This window comes from Pseudomonas sp. RIT357, from assembly GCF_000632245.1.
In the GTDB taxonomy this organism is placed as follows: domain Bacteria; phylum Pseudomonadota; class Gammaproteobacteria; order Pseudomonadales; family Pseudomonadaceae; genus Aquipseudomonas; species Aquipseudomonas sivasensis.
In genome coordinates this window covers 18158-36863 of sequence record NZ_JFYX01000048.1, presented here as the reverse complement: position 1 = coordinate 36863, position 18706 = coordinate 18158, and the positions used below count along the sequence as shown (strand labels likewise).

Genomic DNA, 18706 nt, shown 5'->3' with positions numbered 1-18706 from the left:
GCCCACAGGTTGTTGTGGCGAGCCCGCTCGCCACAAAGCGCATCACGCCTTGCGCAGGCTCACCCAATAACGCGTTCGGTATTGCACGTCCAGCGCCAAGGTCGAGGCCAGCAGGTTGAGAATGCGGTCGGTGTCATCCAGGCGGAAACTGCCGGTCACCCGTAGCGTTTCCAGGCGCGGCTCCCAGCGCAACACGCCAGGGCGATAGCGCTCCAGCTCCCTGAGGAAATCCCCCAGTGGCTGGTTCTGCGCGGTCAGTACACCGTCGCGCCAGCCCAGTTGCAGCACATCAAACAACGCCCGGGCACCCAGGCCGCCGGCCTTGAGCGGCGCTTGCTGGCCTGCTTGCAAGGTCGCCATCTGGCCGCTCAGGTCGCGCACCTGAACCGTGCCCTTGAGCACCGAGACCAGACAACCGGACGCCAGTTGCCGTATGCACACGTCAGCGTGACTGACGAGCAATTGGCCGTAGCGGGTTTGCACCGTCATCGCCGCCGCGCCCGGCACCGTCAGCGCCAGTTCACCGTCGACCAAGCTGACCCGTCGATGGGCCATATCTACGTCTACCGCCGTCGCGGTGTTCAGTTGCAGGCTGGCACCATCGGCCAGCGGCAGGCGCTTGCGCTCGCCAGTAGCGGTACGCAGGTCGGCACGCCAAGTGTCGATGGGTAATTGGCGGCTGATCAGCCACGCCGTCGGCAACAGCGCCGCCACACCCAACGCGCGCTTGAGCACCGCACGCCGTCCAGGTTGCGGGCGGTCGAGGCTGGCCATGGCCAGAGCCTGAGGCAAAGCGCTGAAGCGTTGGCGCAGGGATTGGGCTTTCTGCCAAGTCTGTTCATGCTGTGGATGGCTGTCGCGCCAGTGCTGTAGCGCGGCATGATCACGCTCGGTGGCGGCGCCGGACTCCAGCAGCGCCAGCCACTGGGCAGCAGCGCGGGCGACGTCGCGGCTCACAGCTCCACCAGCAGGCAATGTTCATACGCCTGGGCCATGTAGCGCTTCACCGTACGTTCGGACACCTCAAGCCGTTCGGCAATCTCGCGATAGCCCAGGCCCTCCAGCTGGCTCCATAAAAAGGCGCGGCGTACAAGCACCGGCAAGCCATCGAGCAACTCATCCAGGGCTTGCAGGGTTTCCAGCATCAGCCAGCGCTGTTCGGGGGACGGCACGCAAGCTTCGGGCAAGCTGGCCAGGGCGTTCAGATACGCCTGTTCCAGGCTGCGGCGCTGATGGAAGTTCACCAGCAGGCGCTTACCGACCGTCACCAGATACGCCCGCGGCTCCTGCATCTGTGCAATCGGCTGCGCACTGGCCAGTACGCGCAGAAACGTATCCTGACTCAGGTCGGCCGCATCCCAGGCATTGCCCAGGCGCCGCCGCAGCCAGCTTTCCAGCCAACTGCGATGGTCGCGGTATAGGCTCGATAGCGTCAGTTCGGGGGCGTGCGTGGGGACAACAGCATCATTCATGGCAACAACCTGCACGGCGCGATTGAGTCTCAAATGAGATTCATTCTATTTAATATCGTGCCGGGACACCATGATCTTTTCAACCTCGCGTTTACAGCATCGCCGCCCTCTGCCGCAGCAGGTCAATAAACAAGCCCAGTTCGCGGCTCACCCCCTCGCCCTTGCGCAACAAGATGCCAAACGGCGCCAGCCGCACGTCCAGGGCCACCGGCAGCGCGACCACCAGGCCCATTTTCAGATAATCACGCAAGGCACTTTCCGACAGCACCATCACCGCGTCCGTCAGTTGGATCAACTGCTGCATGGAGTACACCGAGCTGCATTCGATGATGTCCGCCGGGCTTGGCAGCGCCAGGTCTTGCAGGGCCTGGTCGAAACCGATGCGCGCCGGGCTGGTTTGCGGTTGCAGGATCCACGGCCAGTCGCGCACCAGCTCAGCCAGGGATAGCCGGCCGCGTCGGACCAATGGGTGGCCGGCATGCACCACCACCAGCAGGCGCTCGTTGCCCAGGGGTTCGAAGCTGTAGTGCTCGCTGTCGGTGGCGGCGGTGCGCCGGGAGATGGCCAGGTCGATGCGCCCCTGCTCCAGCAGTTGGATCACCTGGTCGCTGGTGTCGCCCATGATGCGGATACGCAGTTGCGGGTTGAGCGCCTTGATCTGCGCAATGCAGTCCATCACCAAGTCCGGCGCGGCGCCCATGATGGTGCCGATGGACAAATAGCCATACCCGCCCTGCTGGCGCGCCATCAGGTCTTCGGCGCAACGGTCGAGGCCACTCAGCGCCGACTCGGCAAAGTTGATCAGTTGCTGGCCCAGCGCCGTTGGCCGCATCCCCCGTGGCAAGCGCTCGAACAGGTCGCAGCCGAACATGTCTTCAATCTCGCGCAGCATGCGCGTGGCCGCCGGTTGCGACATGTTCAGGGCCTGGGATGCACGGTGCAGGTTCTGACTGGAACTGAGCGCTACCAGCATATGCAGATGCTTGTAGCGCAGGCGGTTGAACAAGCTGCGGGAGAGGACGGGACTACTCATAAATTCCTTATTACCGATACCCTGAGGGTATCACTTGTAAGCGAGATTCGATTTGTAGCGTATTGCTCGGCCGCCGTACAGTCCGTTCCATAAGAACAAAACAACGGACTCCATCATGAAAACCCTGCCCGCGCCCCTGCTCGCCAAGATTTCCTGGCGACTGCTGCCCTTCCTGCTGCTGATGTACATCATGGCGTTTCTTGACCGTGCCAACGTCGGCTTTGCCAAACAGGCCTTCCAGGCCGATACCGGCTTGAGCGATGCCGCGTTTGCCTTCGGCGCCGGTGTGTTCTTCGTCGGCTACGCGCTGCTGGAAGTGCCGAGCAACCTGATCCTGCACCGTGTCGGCGCCCGCCTGTGGATGTGCCGCATCATGGTCAGTTGGGGCCTGATTTCGGCGGCGATGGTGTTTGCCCATAACGAAACCAGTTTCTACGTGCTGCGTTTTTTGTTGGGCGTGGCCGAAGCCGGATTCTTCCCCGGCGTGATCCTCTATCTCACCTACTGGTTCCCCCAGGCCGTGCGCGGCAAGGCCATGGGCTTCTTTTACTTCGGCGCTCCCCTGGCATTCATTGTCGGCAGTCCGTTGTCCGGCCTGCTGCTGGAGATGGACGGTTTCGGCGGTATCCACGGCTGGCAATGGCTGTTCGCCGTGGAAGGTTTGATGGCCAGCGCCGTGGGGATCTGGGCCTACTGGTACCTGGACAACCGCCCCGCCGACGCCAAGTGGCTGAGTGTGGATGAGCGCCAGCAAATCCAGACCTTGCTGGACACAGAAGACCAACACAAAACCTCCCACGGCCGCAGCCTGCTCAACGTGCTGTGCCAGCCGTCGGTGCTGTACCTGTGCCTGGTGTATTTGCTGATCCAGGCCAGCGTGTACGGCGTGGTGTTTTACCTGCCAACCCAAGTGGGCGGCCTGCTCGGCACCAAGGTCGGCTTGATGGTTGGGCTGGTCTCGGCGATTCCCTGGATCTGCGCACTGTTTGCCGCCTGGTGGATTCCCGGTTATTCCGACCGCACTGGCGAACGCCGCCGCACCGCTTGCCTGACCTTGTTGATGGCCGCCGCCGGCATTGCTTGCTCGGTGACCTTCGCCAACCCGCTGCTGGGCATGCTCGCCTTGTGCTTTGCCGCCTCGGGTTTTATCGCGGTGCAGCCGGTGTTCTGGACCTTTCCTTCCAGCTACCTGGCCGGCAGTGCCGCTGCTGCGGGCATTGCGCTGATCAACTCATTCGGTGCCCTCGGCGGCTTCATCGCGCCGATCATCAAGCACTGGGCCGAAGGCGCCTTCCATTCTCCGGCAGCCGGTTTGTACCTGCTGTCCGCCACCACGGTACTGGCTGCATTGCTGGTACTGGGCATCCATTCACCCGGCCGCACTGCATCGAACACGCCGGCCACTGTTTAACGTCAGGAGTCACACCATGGGTCATCTCACCATCAAACACGTGCGCGCTTTTGTATTGCGAGGCGGCGGCGCCGATTACCACGATCAGGCCGACGGCCACTGGATCGACGATCACATCTCGACGCCCATGAGCAAATACCCCGAGTACCGCCAGAGCCGCCGCAGTTTCGGCATCAACGTACTCGGCACGCTGGTGGTGGAGATCGAAGCCAGCGACGGCACTGTCGGGTTTGCCGTGACCACTGGCGGCGAACCGGCGGCGTATATCGTCGAGAAACACCTGGCGCGCTTTATCGAAGGCGCCCGCGTCACTGATATCGAAAAGATCTGGGACCAGATGTACCAGTCCACCCTCTACTACGGTCGCAAGGGCCTGGTGATCAACACCCTTTCCGGCGTCGATCTGGCGTTGTGGGACTTGCTCGGCAAAATCCGCCAGGAGCCCGTGCATCAGTTGCTCGGCGGTGCGGTACGCGACGAATTGCAGTTCTACGCCACCGGCGCCCGCCCGGACTTGGCGCAGAAGATGGGTTTTATCGGCGGCAAGATGCCCCTGCACCACGGCCCCAGCGAAGGCGAAGAAGGCCTGCGCAAAAACCTCGAACAGTTGGCCGACATGCGCGAAAGGGTCGGCCCGGACTTCTGGCTGATGCTCGATTGCTGGATGAGCCTGGACCTCAACTACGCGACCAAACTCGCCATCGGTGCCCATGAACACGGGCTCAAATGGATCGAAGAAGCCCTGAGCCCGGACGATTACTGGGGCTACGCAGCCCTGCGCAACAATGTGCCCAAGGGCATGCTGGTGACGACCGGCGAACACGAAGCCACTCGCTGGGGCTTCCGCATGCTGCTGGAAATGGGCTGCTGCGACATTATCCAGCCGGATGTCGGCTGGTGCGGCGGCCTCACCGAGCTGGTGAAAATCTCGGCCTTGGCCGATGCCCACAATGCGATGGTCGTGCCCCACGGCTCGTCGGTGTACAGCTACCACTTCGTCGCCACCCGCCATAACAGCCCGTTCGCCGAGTTCCTGATGATGGCGCCGAAGGCCGATAAAGTGGTGCCGATGTTCCACCCGCAACTGCTCGGCGAACCGGTACCGGTGAATGGCCGCATGCGCTTGTCGGTGCTCGACAAGCCCGGTTTCGGCGTAGACCTGAACCCGGATTGCCAACTGCACCGTCCGTACAATCGCTGAGGAAAACGCCATGAATATGCCCCGTAATGGCTTCAAGGCTGCCCTGGCCAAGGACGCCACCCAATATGGCATCTGGGCCGGTTTCGCCACCGGCTACGCCGCCGAGATCGTCGCTGGCCTCGGTTATGACTGGATGCTGATCGACGGTGAACACGCGCCCAATACCGTGCCCAGCGTGCTCAACCAACTGCAGACGGTGGCGCCCTACGCTACCGCGCCGGTGGTACGCGCGGTGAATGGCGATGCCAGTCTGATCAAGCAACTGCTCGACGTCGGCGCCCAGACGCTGATGATCCCCATGGTGGAAACCGCCGAACAGGCTCAAGCCCTGGTGCGCGCCATGCGTTACCCACCCCATGGCGTTCGCGGCGTCGGCGGCGGTTTGACCCGCGCCACACGCTGGGATGGTGTGGCGAACTACCTGCAAACCGCCCACGAGGAGCTGTGCCTGATCGTCCAGGTGGAATCACGCCTGGGCGTGGAAAACGTCGCAGCCATTGCCGCCGTGGAAGGCGTGGACGCAGTGTTTATCGGCCCCGCCGACCTCTCCATCGGCCTCGGCCACGCCGGTAACCCCGGCCATCCCGAAGTGCAGGAACGCATCAAGTACGCGGTGGACGCCACCCTCGCCGCCGGCAAGGTCAGCGGCATCCTGGCGCCCAACGAAGACGACGCGCGCCGTTACCAAGCCTGGGGTTGCCGCTTTATCGCAGTGGCCATCGACATCAGCCTGTTACGCCAGAGCGCGTTGGCCACCCTCGCCCGCTATCGCCCGGTTGCCGACGCGCCCACACCATCACGTACTTACTGAGGAGCTGCCCATGTCATCCGTTCCCGTGTACCAGAACTTCATCAATGGCCGCTTCGTCCCCAGCGAAGCCCATCTGGATGTACTCAATCCGGCCAGCGGCGCCTTGCTGTCCAAGGTGCCCGCCTCTACCGCCGCTGACGTCGACCAAGCCCTCGCTGCGGCGCGCGGTGCGCAAAAAGCGTGGGCGCGCAAGCCGGCCATCGAACGCGCCGGGCACTTGCGCCGCATCGCCGCCAAGCTGCGGGAAAACGTCGCACACCTGGCGCGTACCATCACCCTGGAACAGGGCAAGGTCACTGGCCTGGCCGAAGTCGAAGTGAATTTCACCGCCGACTACCTCGACTACATGGCCGAATGGGCGCGGCGCATTGAGGGCGAGATCATCACCAGCGATCGGCCCAACGAAAACATCTTCCTGTTCCGCAAACCCTTGGGCGTAGTGGCGGGCATCCTGCCGTGGAATTTCCCGTTCTTCTTGATCGCCCGAAAACTGGCCCCGGCGTTGCTCACCGGCAACACCATCGTGATCAAGCCCAGCGAAGAAACCCCGAACAACTGCTTTGAGTTCGCCAAGCTGGTGGCCGAGACCGACCTGCCCGCCGGTGTGTTCAACGTGGTCTGCGGCGACGGCCAGGTCGGCGGCGCACTCACCGCCCATAAAGGCGTGGACATGATCAGCTTCACCGGTAGCGTCGCCACCGGTTCGCGCATCATGGCCGCCGCTGCGCCAAACATCACCAAGCTCAACCTGGAACTGGGCGGCAAGGCTCCGGCCATCGTGCTGGCAGACGCCGACCTGGAGCTGGCAGTTAAAGCCATTCGCGACTCGCGCATCATCAATACCGGGCAAGTGTGCAACTGCGCGGAGCGGGTATACGTTGAGCGCAAGGTCGCGGACCCGTTCATCGAGCGCATCAGCGCGGCCATGTCAGCCACGCGCTACGGCGACCCGATGGCCATGGCCGACGCGGAAATGGGCCCACTGATCAACCGCCAGGGCCTGGAAAACGTCAACCGTAAGGTGCGCACCGCACTGAGCCAGGGTGCCACGCTGATCAGCGGCGGACAGATTGCCGACCTCGGCGCGGGCTTTCACTTCCAGCCGACCGTATTGGCCGGGTGCCGCGCCGACATGGAGATCATGCGCGAAGAAATTTTTGGCCCGGTGCTGCCGATCCAGATTGTCGACGACCTCGACGAAGCCATCGCCATGGCCAATGACTGCGATTACGGCCTGACCTCATCGATCTACACCCGCGACCTCGGCAAGGCCATGCACGCGGTGCGCGAGATCGACTTTGGTGAAACCTACGTCAACCGCGAAAATTTCGAGGCCATGCAGGGCTTCCATGCCGGGGTGCGTAAATCCGGGATCGGCGGCGCCGATGGTAAGCATGGCCTGTACGAATACACCCATACCCATGTGGTGTACCTACAGAGCTGAGGTGGTGAAGCGGGCCCGTGCGCGTTAGCGTGCTGGCCCTTCCTGAGAAAATCCCACAAGGATTGCGCAATGCCTCTGATGCCTTACAGCGGCCCCATCATCGATAGCCACTTGCACCTGTTCGACCCGCGTCGCCCCCAAGGCATTCCGTGGCCCGAGCCGGGCAATCAGCTGTATGCCGCCCATTTACCGAGCGATTATTGGGCCTTGGCCAGCTCACACAATGTGGTCGGCGCCATTGCTGTGGAAGCCAGCCCATGGCGTGACGACAACCGCTGGTTGCTCGAAACCCTACGCAGCGACCCGCGTATGCTCGGGTTCGTTGGCAATCTGGACCCGCTGCACGCCGACTTCGCCGCCGACCTCGATGCCCTGGCGCAAGAGCCGCTGTTCCTCGGCTTGCGCTACGGCAACCTGTGGGACCGCGACCTGCTGCAAGACCAGACGCGCCCCGGTTTTATCGACGGTCTGCGCCAACTGGCCGCCTGTGGTCGGGGCCTGGACAGCGCCAACCCGAACCCGCGTTTGATCAAGGGTTTGTTGCACCTCAGCGATACGCTGCCCGAGCTGCGCATCATCGTCGACCACTTGCCCAATGCTCAGGTACCGGCCGGTGAAGAGGCGGCGTATCACGCCGACCTGTTGCACCTGGCGCAGCGGCCGAACGTGTTCGCCAAACTCGCGGAAATCCCACAGCTCGGCCCCCAAGGTCTGATCGTCGATACGGCGTTCTACAACGACCGCCTGGCGGTGTTGTGGGAGGCGTTTGGTGACGAGCGCTGCTTCTTCGGCAGTGACTGGCCCAACAGCGATCACCTGGCCGATTTCGCCACCACCCTGGGGCTCGTAAAAAGCTGCATGGCGGACAAATCCGAGGCGGTGCAAGGCCAGTTTTTTCTGCACAACGCAGTGCGTATCTACACCCCGACCCATGGAGCGCCGTGATGCAGACCCGTGCCTTTCGCATGAACCTCAACCCGGGCCAGGCCGATGAATATCGCCGACGCCACGACGAAATCTGGCCGGAGCTGGCCCAAGCCCTGCTGGACGCCGGCGTGGTGGACTACCGGATTTTTTTTGACGAACCCGCCAACACGCTGTTCGCCGTCCTCACCCATGAAGACGCCCACGGCCTGGATGAGCTGCCCGGCACCGCGCTGATGCAACGCTGGTGGACCTACATGCAGGACATCATGCCCAGCCACGCGGATGCCTCGCCGATCAGTGTCGACCTGCTGCCCATGTTCCACCTGGCCCGCCCCTGATCTAACTGACCCACACAACAATAAAAAGGATTCGACTACGTGGAAATCATTCTCCTCGGTGTGATTCTGCACTTCATCGGCGGCTTCGCCTCCGGCAGTTTTTACATCCCCTACAAAAAGGTCCGCGGCTGGGCCTGGGAAAGTTATTGGATCACCGGCGGCCTGGTGTCCTGGTTGATCGTGCCGCTGATCGCCGCGCAACTGACGGTGCCGGGCTGGGTGGACATTCTGCGCAATGCCGACACCAGCACGCTGCTGTGGACCTATATGTTCGGCGTGTTGTGGGGCATCGGCGGGCTGACCTTCGGCCTGACCATGCGTTATCTGGGCCTGTCCTTGGGCATGTCGCTGATCATGGGCCTCACCTCGGCCCTCGGAGCGTTGATGCCGGCGCTGTACCGCGACCTGTTCACCGATGCAACCGAAGGCACCTTGACCTCGATGCTGGCCTCCCAGGGCGGGCATTGGGTGTTATGGGGCGTGGCGGTGTCGCTGGTCGGTATCGCAGTGTGCGGCAAGGCTGGATTGATCAAGGAACGGGAAGTGTCCCAGGCGGTGAAGTTCGCCAGTGTCAGCGAATTTTCCCTGGGCAAGGGCATGCTGGTGGCAGTGATTTCCGGGGTGCTCAGCGCCTGTTTCAGCTACGGCATTTCTGCCGGACGCCCGCTGGCCGCCGCGGCGGTGGAACATGGCGCCAACAGCCTGTTCCAGAACAACGTGACCTTTATGGTGATCATGTGGGGCGGCCTGACCACCAACGGCATCTGGTGCCTGTGGCTGAACTGGCGCAACCGTACCTTCCATAACTACACCGATCGCAGCACGCCGCTGCTGGGCAACTACCTGCTGGTGGCCATCGCCGGCACGCTGTGGTTCTTGCAGTTTTTCTTCTACGGCATGGGCGAAAGCCGCCTGCAGAACGACGCCAGTTCCTGGGTGCTGCACATGTCATTCATCATCATCGTGTCCAACTGCTGGGGCCTGTATTTCCGTGAATGGCACGGCACCAGCGCCGCTAACAAGGGCGTACTGGTGGCCGGGATCGCGGTGATCCTCGGCGCCATCGCCATGGTCGGTTACGGCAATTACCTCGGCTGATGCCGCTAATTTTTGAAGGAGTGTTTTTATGTTGCTTGCAGACAAAACCGTGATCATCACCGGCGCCTCCCGTGGCATCGGCCGCGCCGCCGCCCGTGAATGTGCGCGCCAGGGCGCCCGTGTGGTGATCGGCCACAGTGGCAGTGGCCAAGGCACCGAGGCGGCGTATTCGCTGATCGAAGAGATCAAGGCGTTTGGCGGCCAGGCCGTTGAAGTGGGGGGCGATGCGGCCGACCCGGACACCGGCGACAAGCTGGTGGCCGGCGCCGTGCAAGCCTTTGGCAGTGTCGACGTGTTCGTCAACAACGCCGGCATCTGCCCGTTCCACTCATTCCTGGATATGCCCCGCGAGGTCTATCTGAAAACCGTCAACACCAACCTCAACGGCGCCTACTTCGCCGTGCAGGCGGCGGCCAACCAAATGAAAAACCAGGGCCGTGGCGGCGCGATCATTGCCGTCAGCTCCATCAGCGCGCTGGTCGGCGGCGGCATGCAAACCCACTACACGCCGACCAAGGCTGGCCTGCATTCGTTGATGCAGTCCTGCGCAATTGCACTGGGGCCCTATGGCATTCGCTGCAACTCGGTACTGCCGGGGACCATTGCCACCGACATCAACAAGGAAGACCTGGCCGACGAGGAAAAGCTCGCCTACATGACCTCGCGCACGCCGCTGGGTCGCTTGGGCGAACCGGATGATGTGGCAGGGCCGATCGTGTTCCTCGCCTCGGACATGGCGCGCTATGTGACCGGCGCCTCGCTGCTGGTGGATGGCGGGTTGTTCGTTAACCTCCAGTAAAGCCGCACCCTCTCAAACACCCAAGAACCAATGTGGGAAGGGACTTGCTCCCTCCCACAGGGGGTCTCTGTGTGCCTGAAATTTGTGTTGTACCTGATAAAAACAACAATCCCAGGAGTACTTCCATGCGCACCACCCTCCCCCTGGCCCTGCTCTGCAGCGCCATGTCCACCTGTGCCTTCAGCGCCGGCCTGCTCGATCCCAACTCCCCGGCCATGCTCGGCGACTGGAGCGGCCTGCGTCCCCAATTGGCCGAACAAGGCTACGACTTCACCCTCAAATACGTCGGCGAAGTCGGCTCCAACCTGGGCGGTGGCTACAACTCCCACACCACCGCGCGCTGGAGCGACCAGTTGATCCTGGGCGTGAACATGGACCTGCAAAAACTCCTCGGCTGGCAGGACGCGACCTTTCGCATCGGCATCGGCGAGCGCCATGGCAAGGACATCACCAACGACCGCGTGCACCAACCCAACGCCACGGGCCTGACGTCCACCATGGAAGTGTTCGGCGGCGGCAACGCCTGGCGGCTGTCGCAGTTCTGGTACGAGCAAAAGTTCTTCGACCGGAAATTCGCCCTCAAACTCGGTCGCTTCGGCCATGGTGAAGACTTCGATCAGTTCCCCTGCGAATTCCAGAACGTCACCCTGTGCGGTTCCCAGGAAGGTAACTGGAACGGCGTGTGGAACAGCTTCCCGATCAGCCAGTGGGCAGTGCGCGCCAAGTACCAATTCACCGATGAGTTCGCCATGCAGGTCGGCGCCTACGACAAGAACCCTGGCAACGCCGAGGCCAGCAATGGCTTCAAGCCGTTTATCAGCGGCTCCCAGGGCACCAGTTTCCCTATCGAAGCCATCTGGAAAGGTCAGATCCAAGGCCTGAATTCGGAGTACCACGCCGGTTACTACTACGCCAACGCCGACACCAAGGACATGCTCAAGGACGCAGACGGGAACTACGCTGCCAGCTCGAAAAAGCCCTATCGGATGTATTCCAGCAACAGCGGCTGGTGGCTGTCGGGCCAGCAACAATTGACCACCGTCGGCGGCAACAGCCAGCGCGGGCTCAACGTATTCGCCAACCTGACGGTGAATGACCCGGACAAAAGCGTGATCAAGAACCTGATCCAAGTCGGCCTGATCTACCGCGGCCCGTTCGATTCACGCCCGAACGACACCATCGGCCTTGGCGCGTCGAAGTTGCAGGTCAGCGACCGCTATACCCGCAACACGCAGACGCTCAACGCGGCCAATGGCGTCAGCGATATCGACGATCCGCTTTACGTGCCCGAGCAGCGCCGCGAGTACAGCTACGAGATCAACTATGGCGTGCAGGCGACCCAATGGCTGATGGTGCGGCCTAACCTGCAATACGTGAAATACCCCGGCGGGCTCACACAAACCAGCGGCGCGGTGGTCGGTGGCGTGCAGTTTATTGTTGATTTCTAGATACCCGTGCCAGCGCGCCCCTCAAAGACCGCGCTGGCGAAGCCATTGCAAAAAGCCCTTCTTGACCGGTACCACTGGCGCGTCTTGGGTCAGCACCTGAGCGGCGTGCAAGCGGAAATCCAACAGGGTTTTCATGGCGTCGGCGATGTCATGTCGCGCGTCCAGGCACGGCGTCAGGTACGCCTTCTCGATGCGGTACAACGTGCAGAACGTCTTGGCGGTGAAGTCCGCCAAGGCCGCTTGCTCAGTCAGAATCCCCGCTTCGCCGATCACCTCGCCGGGGCCCATGCGCCCGGCTTCGAACGCGTGGCCGCCCTTGATCAGCATCACCGACACCACACCCGACTCGACGATAAACAAATGATCGCTGACCTCCCCCGCCGGCAGGATCATCTCGCCGGCGCGATAGGTGTGCAGGGTCATGTTCTGGCTGAAGGTGTCCTTTTCCTCCTGGCGCAAAGTGGAGAAAATCGACGAACTGTCCAACAGTGCCCGCGCCGGAGAGGTCGGCACTGGGGTCGCGCTTTCGACGGCGGACAACAGGCTCACGCCCGCTGCCTGCAGGTGCCGGAACGCCAAGTCGTAGAGTTGGTTGCGCACTTCGCGCTTGAGGGTCATGGTCGGCACGAACCCGCTGATTTCATACTCCACGCCGCCACTGGCGGAAGTCTTGAACGCCACACTCGGCGCCGGTTTGGCCAGCAGCGGACGGCAACCCTGCATGGCCCGCTCCAGCGCTTCGATCACCGTTTGCGGCCGTGCATGGGGGCTGACCTGCAGGCTGACCGCCAGGCCAAACATATCGGCCGGGCGCGAAAAGTTGATGATCTTGGCCTTTGCCGCCAGGGAGTTGGGAATCACCGCCATGCTGCCCTGGGAGGTTTGCAGGCGCGTGGCGCGCCAGTCGATGTCCGTGACCCGGCCTTCAGTGCCGTCGATGGAAATCCAGTCATCCAGTTGATAGGGCTTGGTGGTATTGAGCACGATCCCGGAAAACACATCACTCAAGGTGCTTTGCAACGCCAGGCCGACAATGATCGCCACCGCGCCGGACGTGGCCAACACGCCCTTGACCGGCAGATCGAGCACATAGGCCAGCGCGGCAATGATCGCGATCAGGAAAATCACCGCGCCCATCAAATCCTGCAACAGCCGCCCGGTGTGGCCAACCCGCTGCATCATCAACGCACCGAGCAACACCGTCAGCGTGCGCGCCGCGAACAACCACCAACCAATCTGCAACGCCGTGGCGGCCATGTGCAACGCGGTGTTGTCGGCGTAGGGCGCGACGAGCATGGGGTTCATGCCGTCGTTGAACAGCACGGCACTGAAGACTGCAAAGATCACCAACCGCGCTGCGAGTTTCCAATTAGCCAGGTTGGCGGAGATAAGTCGCCACACGGCGATGTCGATAAGGATCAGCGCCAGGGCGCACAGCATCGGGTGATCGGAGATAAATGAGGGCATCCAGGCGACTCCAGGGCGAATGACGGGAAGATCGCATGAATTGAGAACACTGGAAAACAAAATGTAGAAGCCGGCTTGCCAGCGAAAGTATCGACTCGGTGTGCCAGGGACACCACGGTGATGCTATCGCCGGCAAGCCGGCTCCTACCCTCTTGTTTACGGCTAACTGTCAGGCATGCATCTGCCCAAATTTACCCGATTGGAAATCCGCAAACGCCTGATGAATCTCCTGCTCGGTGTTCATCACAAACGGCCCGTGCCCCACGATGGGCTCGTCAATCGGTTCGCCGCTGAGCAGCAGCACCTTGGCGGCGTCGTTGGACTCCAGGACCAGTTGCGTGCCATCGCGCTCAAACAACGCCAGTTGGCCTTGGCGCGCGACTTCTTCGCCATTGACCAGCACGGTGCCGCGCAGGATCACCAGGGCGGTGTTGCGCCCGGCGTGCAAGTCCAGGGTCACGGGCTTGCCGGCGTTAAGACGCAGGTCCCACACGTCAATCGGCGTGAAGGTGCGTGCGGGGCCTTTGGCGCCGTCGAACGCTCCGGCGATCAGGCGCAGGTGCCCGGCGTCATGGGGCAGAGCAAGCACGGGAATATCGCCATCGACAATGGTCTGGTAACCGGCGTCGGCCATTTTGTCCTTGGCGGGCAAGTTGACCCACAGTTGCACCATCTCCAGCGCGCCGCCTTTACGGGCAAACGCTTCGGAGTGGAATTCTTCATGGAGAATGCCTTTTGCGGCCGTCATCCATTGCACATCGCCGGGGCCGATGGTGCCGCCTGCGCCGGTTGAATCGCGGTGCTCGACTTCACCGTCGTAGACGATGGTCACGGTTTCAAAGCCGCGATGGGGGTGTTGGCCTACGCCGCGACGTTGTTCGGTGGGGGAAAATTCGGCCGGGCCGGCGTGGTCCAGCAGCAGGAATGGGCTGATGTGTTTGCCCAGGTTGTCGTAGGAAAACAGTGTGCGCACCGGGAAACCGTCGCCGACCCAATGGGCGCGAGGGCTGGTGTAGATGCCGATGAGTTTTTTCATGGTGATCCTCCAAAGTGCATACACCTTAAAACCGATAACAATTGAGCGGTAGACGGCTAAAACACCCTAGAGCGTCCTATTGATGGAACGGAGTACCAGTGCCCCACCATAAAAACCGCGTTAATGATAATGACTCGTAGTAATATCCACCCTCTCCCGCTCAACCTTCCGAGGGCCGCAATGCCGTTTGCCCCTGCGCCTGTCGCACCGCGCGTGCTGGTGGTGGATGACCACCGCAAAATCCGCGAACCCTTGGCCACTTACCTGCGTCGCCACACCTTCGATGTGCGCACCGCCGAAGACGCGGCTGGGATGTGGCAATTGCTCAAGACCCAGGCGTTCGACGTCGTAGTGCTCGACGTGCTGCTGCCGGATGGCGATGGTTTCGAGCTGTGCAACCAGTTGCATCGGCGCAGCAATACCCCCGTGATTCTGTTGACCGCCCGCGATACCGCCGCCGACCGCATCCGCGGCCTGGACCTCGGCGCGGACGATTACGTGACCAAGCCCTTCGAACCCCGCGAACTGGTCGCACGCATCAACAGTGTGCTGCGCCGCCAAGGCCGCAACACCGGGCCGGCCGCGCCCAGCGGTGGCCCACAGGCTTATCGGTTCGCTGGCTGGCAGTTCAGCGTGAGCAGCGCCACGTTGTGCCGCGACGCCAGCCCGGCAATCCAGCTCAGTACAGCGGAAAGCCGTTTGCTGCAGGTGTTCCTTGCCCACCCCAATACGTTGCTGCCCCGCGAACGTTTGATCGACCTCACCGCTGCCGCCGACAGCGACGTCAGCGACCGCGCCATCGACCGCCAGGTCAGCCGCCTGCGCCGCAAGTTGGCCCACGGCGATGCCACGCCGGACCTGCTGCGCACTATCTGGGGCGGCGGCTATCTGTTGGCGGCCGAGGTCAGTGAATGCGCGCCCTGAACAGGCTGTGGCCGCGCACCCTGGCGCGGCAATTGAGCCTGTTGTTGCTGCTGGCCTTGCTCGCATCCAACGGCATCGCGATGTTGTTTTTGCAACGCACCGGCAGCCTGATCCACCCACTGTCGCGCAGTTTCAGCCTGGAGCGCCTAGGGATTGCCCACCACACGGCAATCGACCTGACGCCCACTGAAACCGAGCACCTGCTGGCCGGGATGAGCCACGACGACACGCGCTTCTGGATTGCACCGACGCCCGAAGTGGCGCCGTTTGAACTGCGCCCGGAGGAGCAGAGATTGGCCAGTGAGCTGCGTCGCCAATTGCACCTGGATGACGCGGCCGCCATCGGCATGCAGTTGGAACGCATCAGCGGTGCCGACGCCCGCACCCATGTGTTCAGCCCCGCCGGCTGGGCGCCGTTGCGCTTGCGCAGCAGCGTGCCACTGCCGAACGGTACCTACCTGAATGCCGTGCAATACCCCGCCGGCGCCTATGAATGGGGCCGCGTGCTGGCCTACAGCCTGCCGGTGACAACGCTGCCAGTGCTGCTGATCGTGATGTTTTTCATTGCCCGCGTGGTGCGCCCGATCAAGACCCTGGCCCAGGCCACGGAGCGCGTCAGCCGTGGTGAATGGATCGCTCCGCTGCCGGAAATCGGCCCACAGGAAGCCCGCGACCTCACCGCCGCCTTCAACACCATGCAGGCCAATCTTGCCCGGCACGTCGAAGGCCGGACGCGGATGCTTGCAGCGGTCAGCCACGACCTGAACACGCCGATCACCGAACTGCGCCTGCAAGTGGAATTGCTGGAGCCCGGCGACGCCCGGGATGACATGCTCGAAAGCCTCGCGCAATTGAGTGCGATGGTGCGTGAAACCCTGAATTTCGTGCGCGATGACGCGGTACAGGAAGCGACCGCCACGATGTCGATGAGCGGCCTGTTGGATGACCTGGCCAAGCGTTATCAGCGCATGCGGCAACCTGTCAGTTGGGCGGGTGCGCCACACCTGATGCTGACCTGCCGGCCTCTGGCGCTCAAGCGCGCGCTGACCAACGTGATCGACAACGCCCTGCACCACGCTGGGGATGCCCACCTGAGCTTGATCCAGGAAGATAACGGCTGGCTGCGCATCGAGGTGCTCGACCACGGCCAAGGCTTGCCCGAGGCCTGGCTGGACAAAGTCTTCGAACCCTTTGTGCAACGCGGCGTCAGCGACGGTGGCGTGGGGTTGGGCCTGGCGATTGCACGTTCGTGCATCCAGGCCCATGGCGGCGAACTGGTGTTGCAGAATCGCCCACCGGCCGGCCTGTGCGCGGTGGTGCGATTGCCGGCGGCACTTTAGAAGTTGAGCGTGGCACCCATCCACAGCGTACGACCGTAGTTCACCGTGCCGTAGGTTTCATCGTCCAAACGCTTGTCGGTGAGGTTGTTGAGGGAGGCGTTGAGGGTCAGCGAGTCGCTCACGTCGTAGGAGCCGCCCAGGTCGGCGGTGGTGTAGCCCGGTGCGGGTTCGTCGGTGATGGTGTTGCCGGTTTCTTCGCCGTAGTAACTCAGCGACGCCCAGGCCTGGGTGCGGTCGTTGATGCTCCACTCGGTGCGCACATTGGCTTTCTGCTTCGGCGTGAGAGCCAATGGTGCACCTTTGTTGGCGCCGCTCTTCTGCTCGGAATCGGTGTAGGTGTAGTTGGCCTTGAGCAGCACGCTGGCGTTGATATCCCATTGGCCGTTGAGCTCGACGCCCTGGATGATCGCTTTGTCGACGTTGACCCGTTCCATGATGGTGTAGCCGTTCCAGCGCTGGTCGGTGGTGACGGTAGACAGCTTGTCCTGGAAGTCGTTGTAGAACAGCGTCACGCCGCCCGACAGGTCATCGCGGTTGCTCCACAGCGCAGAGACTTCGTAGTTGGTGCTGGTTTCGGGCTTGAGGTCCGGGTTGCCGAACATCACGAAGCGGTTGCGGCGCAGGTAAGCGTAATCCTCGACCACGGCACGCAGTTCCGGCGCCTTGAAGCCACGGGCGATGCCGCCCTTAAGGGTCCACTGATCGGTGGCGCGCCACACGCTGTAGATCCGCGGGCTCAGGTGCGCGCCGTACTCTTCGTGCTCATCCAGACGCAGGCCGGTGGTCAAGGCGAAGCTGTCGGTGACTGACCATTCGTTTTCGGCGAACAGGGCTTTTTGCACCACCGAGAATTTATAGTCGACGCGATCACCCAGGCCCTGGTTCCAGTCGGTCAGCTCGCTTTCGTTCCATTGCACGCCCACGGTGCTGACGTTATGGGCGGTGGGCACCACCAGTTTGGCGTCGAATACGGTGTTCTTGATTTCGGGTTTGCGCCCGTAGATATCGGTCTGGGCCGGGGTGGCCTTGCCTTCGCGGGTCGAGGTTTCCTGGGACAGGGCGATGTCCGAGGTTGCCCAGCCCCAGCGGCCTTGATGGGACAGGGACCAGTGATCGCGGTTGTTTTCCTGCTCGCGAGTGGCCCAGTTGGCGCTCATGCCGTCGCCGTTCTTCAGGCGCGTGGCACCCGCTTCCAGCAGGATGTCGTGGTCAATATTAGGAGTGAAAGCCAGGCGCGCGGTGAGGTCGCGGTGGTCGGCCTTGCTGAAGCCATTGGTCTGTTCGATGTCATCGTCGGCCTGGCGATCGAGGTAACGGCCCCACACCTGCAAGCCAAGGAAATCTTGCTTGAGCGGGCCGCTGAGGTAGAACTGCGTCTGGCGCGCATTGCCCTGGTCGCTGTGCTGGCGGGCTGAGTAGTCATAGCCGATGGAGCCGCCCCAGGTCGGCGAGACCTTGCGGGTGATCACGTTGATCACACCGCCGATCGCATCCGAGCCGTACAGCGACGACATCGGCCCCCGCACCACTTCGATCCGCTCGATGGCGGCGGCTGGTGGTACAAAGCTCTGTTCATAGCCACTGTTGCCGTTGACCCGTGACTCCCGCGCGCTCTGGCGTTTGCCGTCAACCATGATCAAGGTGTAATCGGCCGGCATGCCACGGATGGAGATGTCGGTTTCATTCGCCCCACCGTTGACCGTCACGCCCTCCACATCCCGCACCGCGTCGCCAAGGTCGCGGTAGGACTTGCGGCGCAATTCCTCGCCGTCGATCACCGTCACCGAGGCCGGCGCATCCTCCACACTCTGGGCATAACCGGCGGCCGTCACCACCACGTCGTTAAGTTCCAGGGCAACAGGTTCGTCGGCATGGGCGCTGAAGCTGCTGGCGACCAGCAGAGCCAGGGGCGTAACGCGAAAGGCAGGAAGCATGGGCGTAGACCTTAGGATTAGAC

The 18706-nt window shown here is 62.6% G+C and carries 17 protein-coding genes; 11 read left to right on the top strand and 6 right to left on the bottom strand.

What is annotated here, in order from left to right; translation table 11 throughout:
* Window positions 1-42 precede the first annotated feature (42 nt).
* The 3 genes from BW43_RS02560 to BW43_RS02570 all read right to left on the bottom strand — a co-directional run bounded on the left by BW43_RS02560 (window position 43) and on the right by BW43_RS02570 (window position 2505).
* The gene (locus BW43_RS02560; RefSeq protein ID WP_032891126.1) at window positions 43-957 is read right to left on the bottom strand and encodes a FecR domain-containing protein; all 915 of its coding nucleotides are present in this window, start codon (window positions 955-957) and stop codon (window positions 43-45) included.
* Window positions 954-1472, bottom strand: a complete 519-nt coding sequence (locus BW43_RS02565) for a sigma-70 family RNA polymerase sigma factor (protein WP_032891125.1) — start codon at window positions 1470-1472, stop codon at window positions 954-956. Before BW43_RS02565 ends, BW43_RS02560 begins: the two co-directional genes overlap by 4 nt.
* A 91-nt stretch (window positions 1473-1563) precedes the next feature.
* Window positions 1564-2505, bottom strand: coding sequence for a LysR family transcriptional regulator (locus BW43_RS02570; protein WP_032891124.1), 942 nt, complete (start codon window positions 2503-2505; stop codon window positions 1564-1566).
* Window positions 2506-2620: 115 nt separating this feature from the next.
* Here BW43_RS02570 and BW43_RS02575 point away from each other — a divergent pair, with 115 nt between their 5' ends.
* The 9 genes from BW43_RS02575 (at window position 2621) to BW43_RS02615 (ending at window position 11982) form a co-directional block, all read left to right on the top strand.
* Window positions 2621-3916, top strand: coding sequence for an MFS transporter (locus tag BW43_RS02575; protein WP_032891123.1), 1296 nt, complete (start codon window positions 2621-2623; stop codon window positions 3914-3916).
* A 16-nt stretch (window positions 3917-3932) separates the two neighbouring features.
* Entirely contained in the window at window positions 3933-5117 is a 1185-nt protein-coding gene (rhmD, locus tag BW43_RS02580) for an L-rhamnonate dehydratase (RefSeq protein ID WP_032891122.1), read from the top strand.
* A gap of 10 nt (window positions 5118-5127) precedes the next feature.
* Window positions 5128-5928 (top strand): aldolase/citrate lyase family protein, encoded by an 801-nt coding sequence (locus BW43_RS02585; protein ID WP_032891121.1) that lies wholly within the window; start codon window positions 5128-5130, stop codon window positions 5926-5928.
* A 10-nt stretch (window positions 5929-5938) separates the two neighbouring features.
* Entirely contained in the window at window positions 5939-7372 is a 1434-nt protein-coding gene (gene aldA / locus BW43_RS02590) for an aldehyde dehydrogenase (RefSeq protein WP_032891120.1), read from the top strand.
* 69 nt (window positions 7373-7441) lie between these two features.
* Window positions 7442-8317: an amidohydrolase gene (locus BW43_RS02595; protein WP_032891119.1), complete on the top strand. Its 876-nt coding sequence runs from the start codon at window positions 7442-7444 to the stop codon at window positions 8315-8317.
* A complete protein-coding gene (rhaM, locus tag BW43_RS02600) occupies window positions 8317-8637 on the top strand; it encodes an L-rhamnose mutarotase (protein WP_177326465.1) in 321 nt (106 codons plus the stop codon). Before BW43_RS02595 ends, rhaM begins: the two co-directional genes overlap by 1 nt.
* A gap of 39 nt (window positions 8638-8676) precedes the next feature.
* Window positions 8677-9735, top strand: coding sequence for an L-rhamnose/proton symporter RhaT (rhaT, locus tag BW43_RS02605; protein ID WP_032891118.1), 1059 nt, complete (start codon window positions 8677-8679; stop codon window positions 9733-9735).
* A gap of 28 nt (window positions 9736-9763) precedes the next feature.
* Window positions 9764-10534: an SDR family NAD(P)-dependent oxidoreductase gene (locus BW43_RS02610; protein ID WP_032891117.1), complete on the top strand. Its 771-nt coding sequence runs from the start codon at window positions 9764-9766 to the stop codon at window positions 10532-10534.
* A gap of 125 nt (window positions 10535-10659) precedes the next feature.
* Complete coding sequence (locus BW43_RS02615; RefSeq protein ID WP_032891116.1) at window positions 10660-11982, top strand: carbohydrate porin; 1323 nt, start codon at window positions 10660-10662, stop codon at window positions 11980-11982.
* Between the two features lie 21 nt (window positions 11983-12003).
* Here BW43_RS02615 and BW43_RS02620 read toward each other — a convergent pair whose 3' ends face one another.
* Together BW43_RS02620 and BW43_RS02625 are read right to left on the bottom strand one after the other, a co-directional pair.
* Window positions 12004-13449 carry a mechanosensitive ion channel family protein gene (locus tag BW43_RS02620; protein WP_032891115.1) on the bottom strand — a complete coding sequence of 482 codons (1446 nt, stop codon included), beginning with the start codon at window positions 13447-13449 and terminating at the stop codon, window positions 12004-12006.
* A 169-nt stretch (window positions 13450-13618) separates the two neighbouring features.
* Window positions 13619-14485: a pirin family protein gene (locus tag BW43_RS02625; RefSeq protein WP_032891114.1), complete on the bottom strand. Its 867-nt coding sequence runs from the start codon at window positions 14483-14485 to the stop codon at window positions 13619-13621.
* A gap of 180 nt (window positions 14486-14665) precedes the next feature.
* On the opposite strand from BW43_RS02625, the gene BW43_RS02630 reads away from it, so the two are divergent.
* Complete coding sequence (locus BW43_RS02630; RefSeq protein WP_032891113.1) at window positions 14666-15409, top strand: response regulator; 744 nt, start codon at window positions 14666-14668, stop codon at window positions 15407-15409.
* Between the two features lie 20 nt (window positions 15410-15429).
* Complete coding sequence (locus BW43_RS02635) at window positions 15430-16749, top strand: ATP-binding protein (protein WP_032891494.1); 1320 nt, start codon at window positions 15430-15432, stop codon at window positions 16747-16749.
* Here the strand turns inward: BW43_RS02635 and BW43_RS02640 are convergent.
* Entirely contained in the window at window positions 16746-18683 is a 1938-nt protein-coding gene (locus BW43_RS02640; protein WP_032891112.1) for a TonB-dependent receptor domain-containing protein, read from the bottom strand. The two genes, BW43_RS02635 and BW43_RS02640, sit on opposite strands and share 4 nt — an antisense overlap.
* Window positions 18684-18706 lie beyond the last annotated feature (23 nt).

Coding starts and splice junctions, on each gene's coding strand:
- BW43_RS02575 (WP_032891123.1), top strand. CDS start 2,621: ATGAAAACCCTGCCCGCGCCCCTGCTCGCCAAGATTTCCTGGCGACTG.
- BW43_RS02630 (WP_032891113.1), top strand. CDS start 14,666: ATGCCGTTTGCCCCTGCGCCTGTCGCACCGCGCGTGCTGGTGGTGGAT.
- BW43_RS02585 (WP_032891121.1), top strand. CDS start 5,128: ATGAATATGCCCCGTAATGGCTTCAAGGCTGCCCTGGCCAAGGACGCC.
- BW43_RS02620 (WP_032891115.1), bottom strand. CDS start 13,449: ATGCCCTCATTTATCTCCGATCACCCGATGCTGTGCGCCCTGGCGCTG.
- rhmD (WP_032891122.1), top strand. CDS start 3,933: ATGGGTCATCTCACCATCAAACACGTGCGCGCTTTTGTATTGCGAGGC.
- BW43_RS02640 (WP_032891112.1), bottom strand. CDS start 18,683: ATGCTTCCTGCCTTTCGCGTTACGCCCCTGGCTCTGCTGGTCGCCAGC.
- BW43_RS02570 (WP_032891124.1), bottom strand. CDS start 2,505: ATGAGTAGTCCCGTCCTCTCCCGCAGCTTGTTCAACCGCCTGCGCTAC.
- rhaM (WP_177326465.1), top strand. CDS start 8,317: ATGCAGACCCGTGCCTTTCGCATGAACCTCAACCCGGGCCAGGCCGAT.
- BW43_RS02565 (WP_032891125.1), bottom strand. CDS start 1,472: ATGAATGATGCTGTTGTCCCCACGCACGCCCCCGAACTGACGCTATCG.
- BW43_RS02615 (WP_032891116.1), top strand. CDS start 10,660: ATGCGCACCACCCTCCCCCTGGCCCTGCTCTGCAGCGCCATGTCCACC.
- aldA (WP_032891120.1), top strand. CDS start 5,939: ATGTCATCCGTTCCCGTGTACCAGAACTTCATCAATGGCCGCTTCGTC.
- BW43_RS02610 (WP_032891117.1), top strand. CDS start 9,764: ATGTTGCTTGCAGACAAAACCGTGATCATCACCGGCGCCTCCCGTGGC.
- BW43_RS02625 (WP_032891114.1), bottom strand. CDS start 14,485: ATGAAAAAACTCATCGGCATCTACACCAGCCCTCGCGCCCATTGGGTC.
- BW43_RS02595 (WP_032891119.1), top strand. CDS start 7,442: ATGCCTCTGATGCCTTACAGCGGCCCCATCATCGATAGCCACTTGCAC.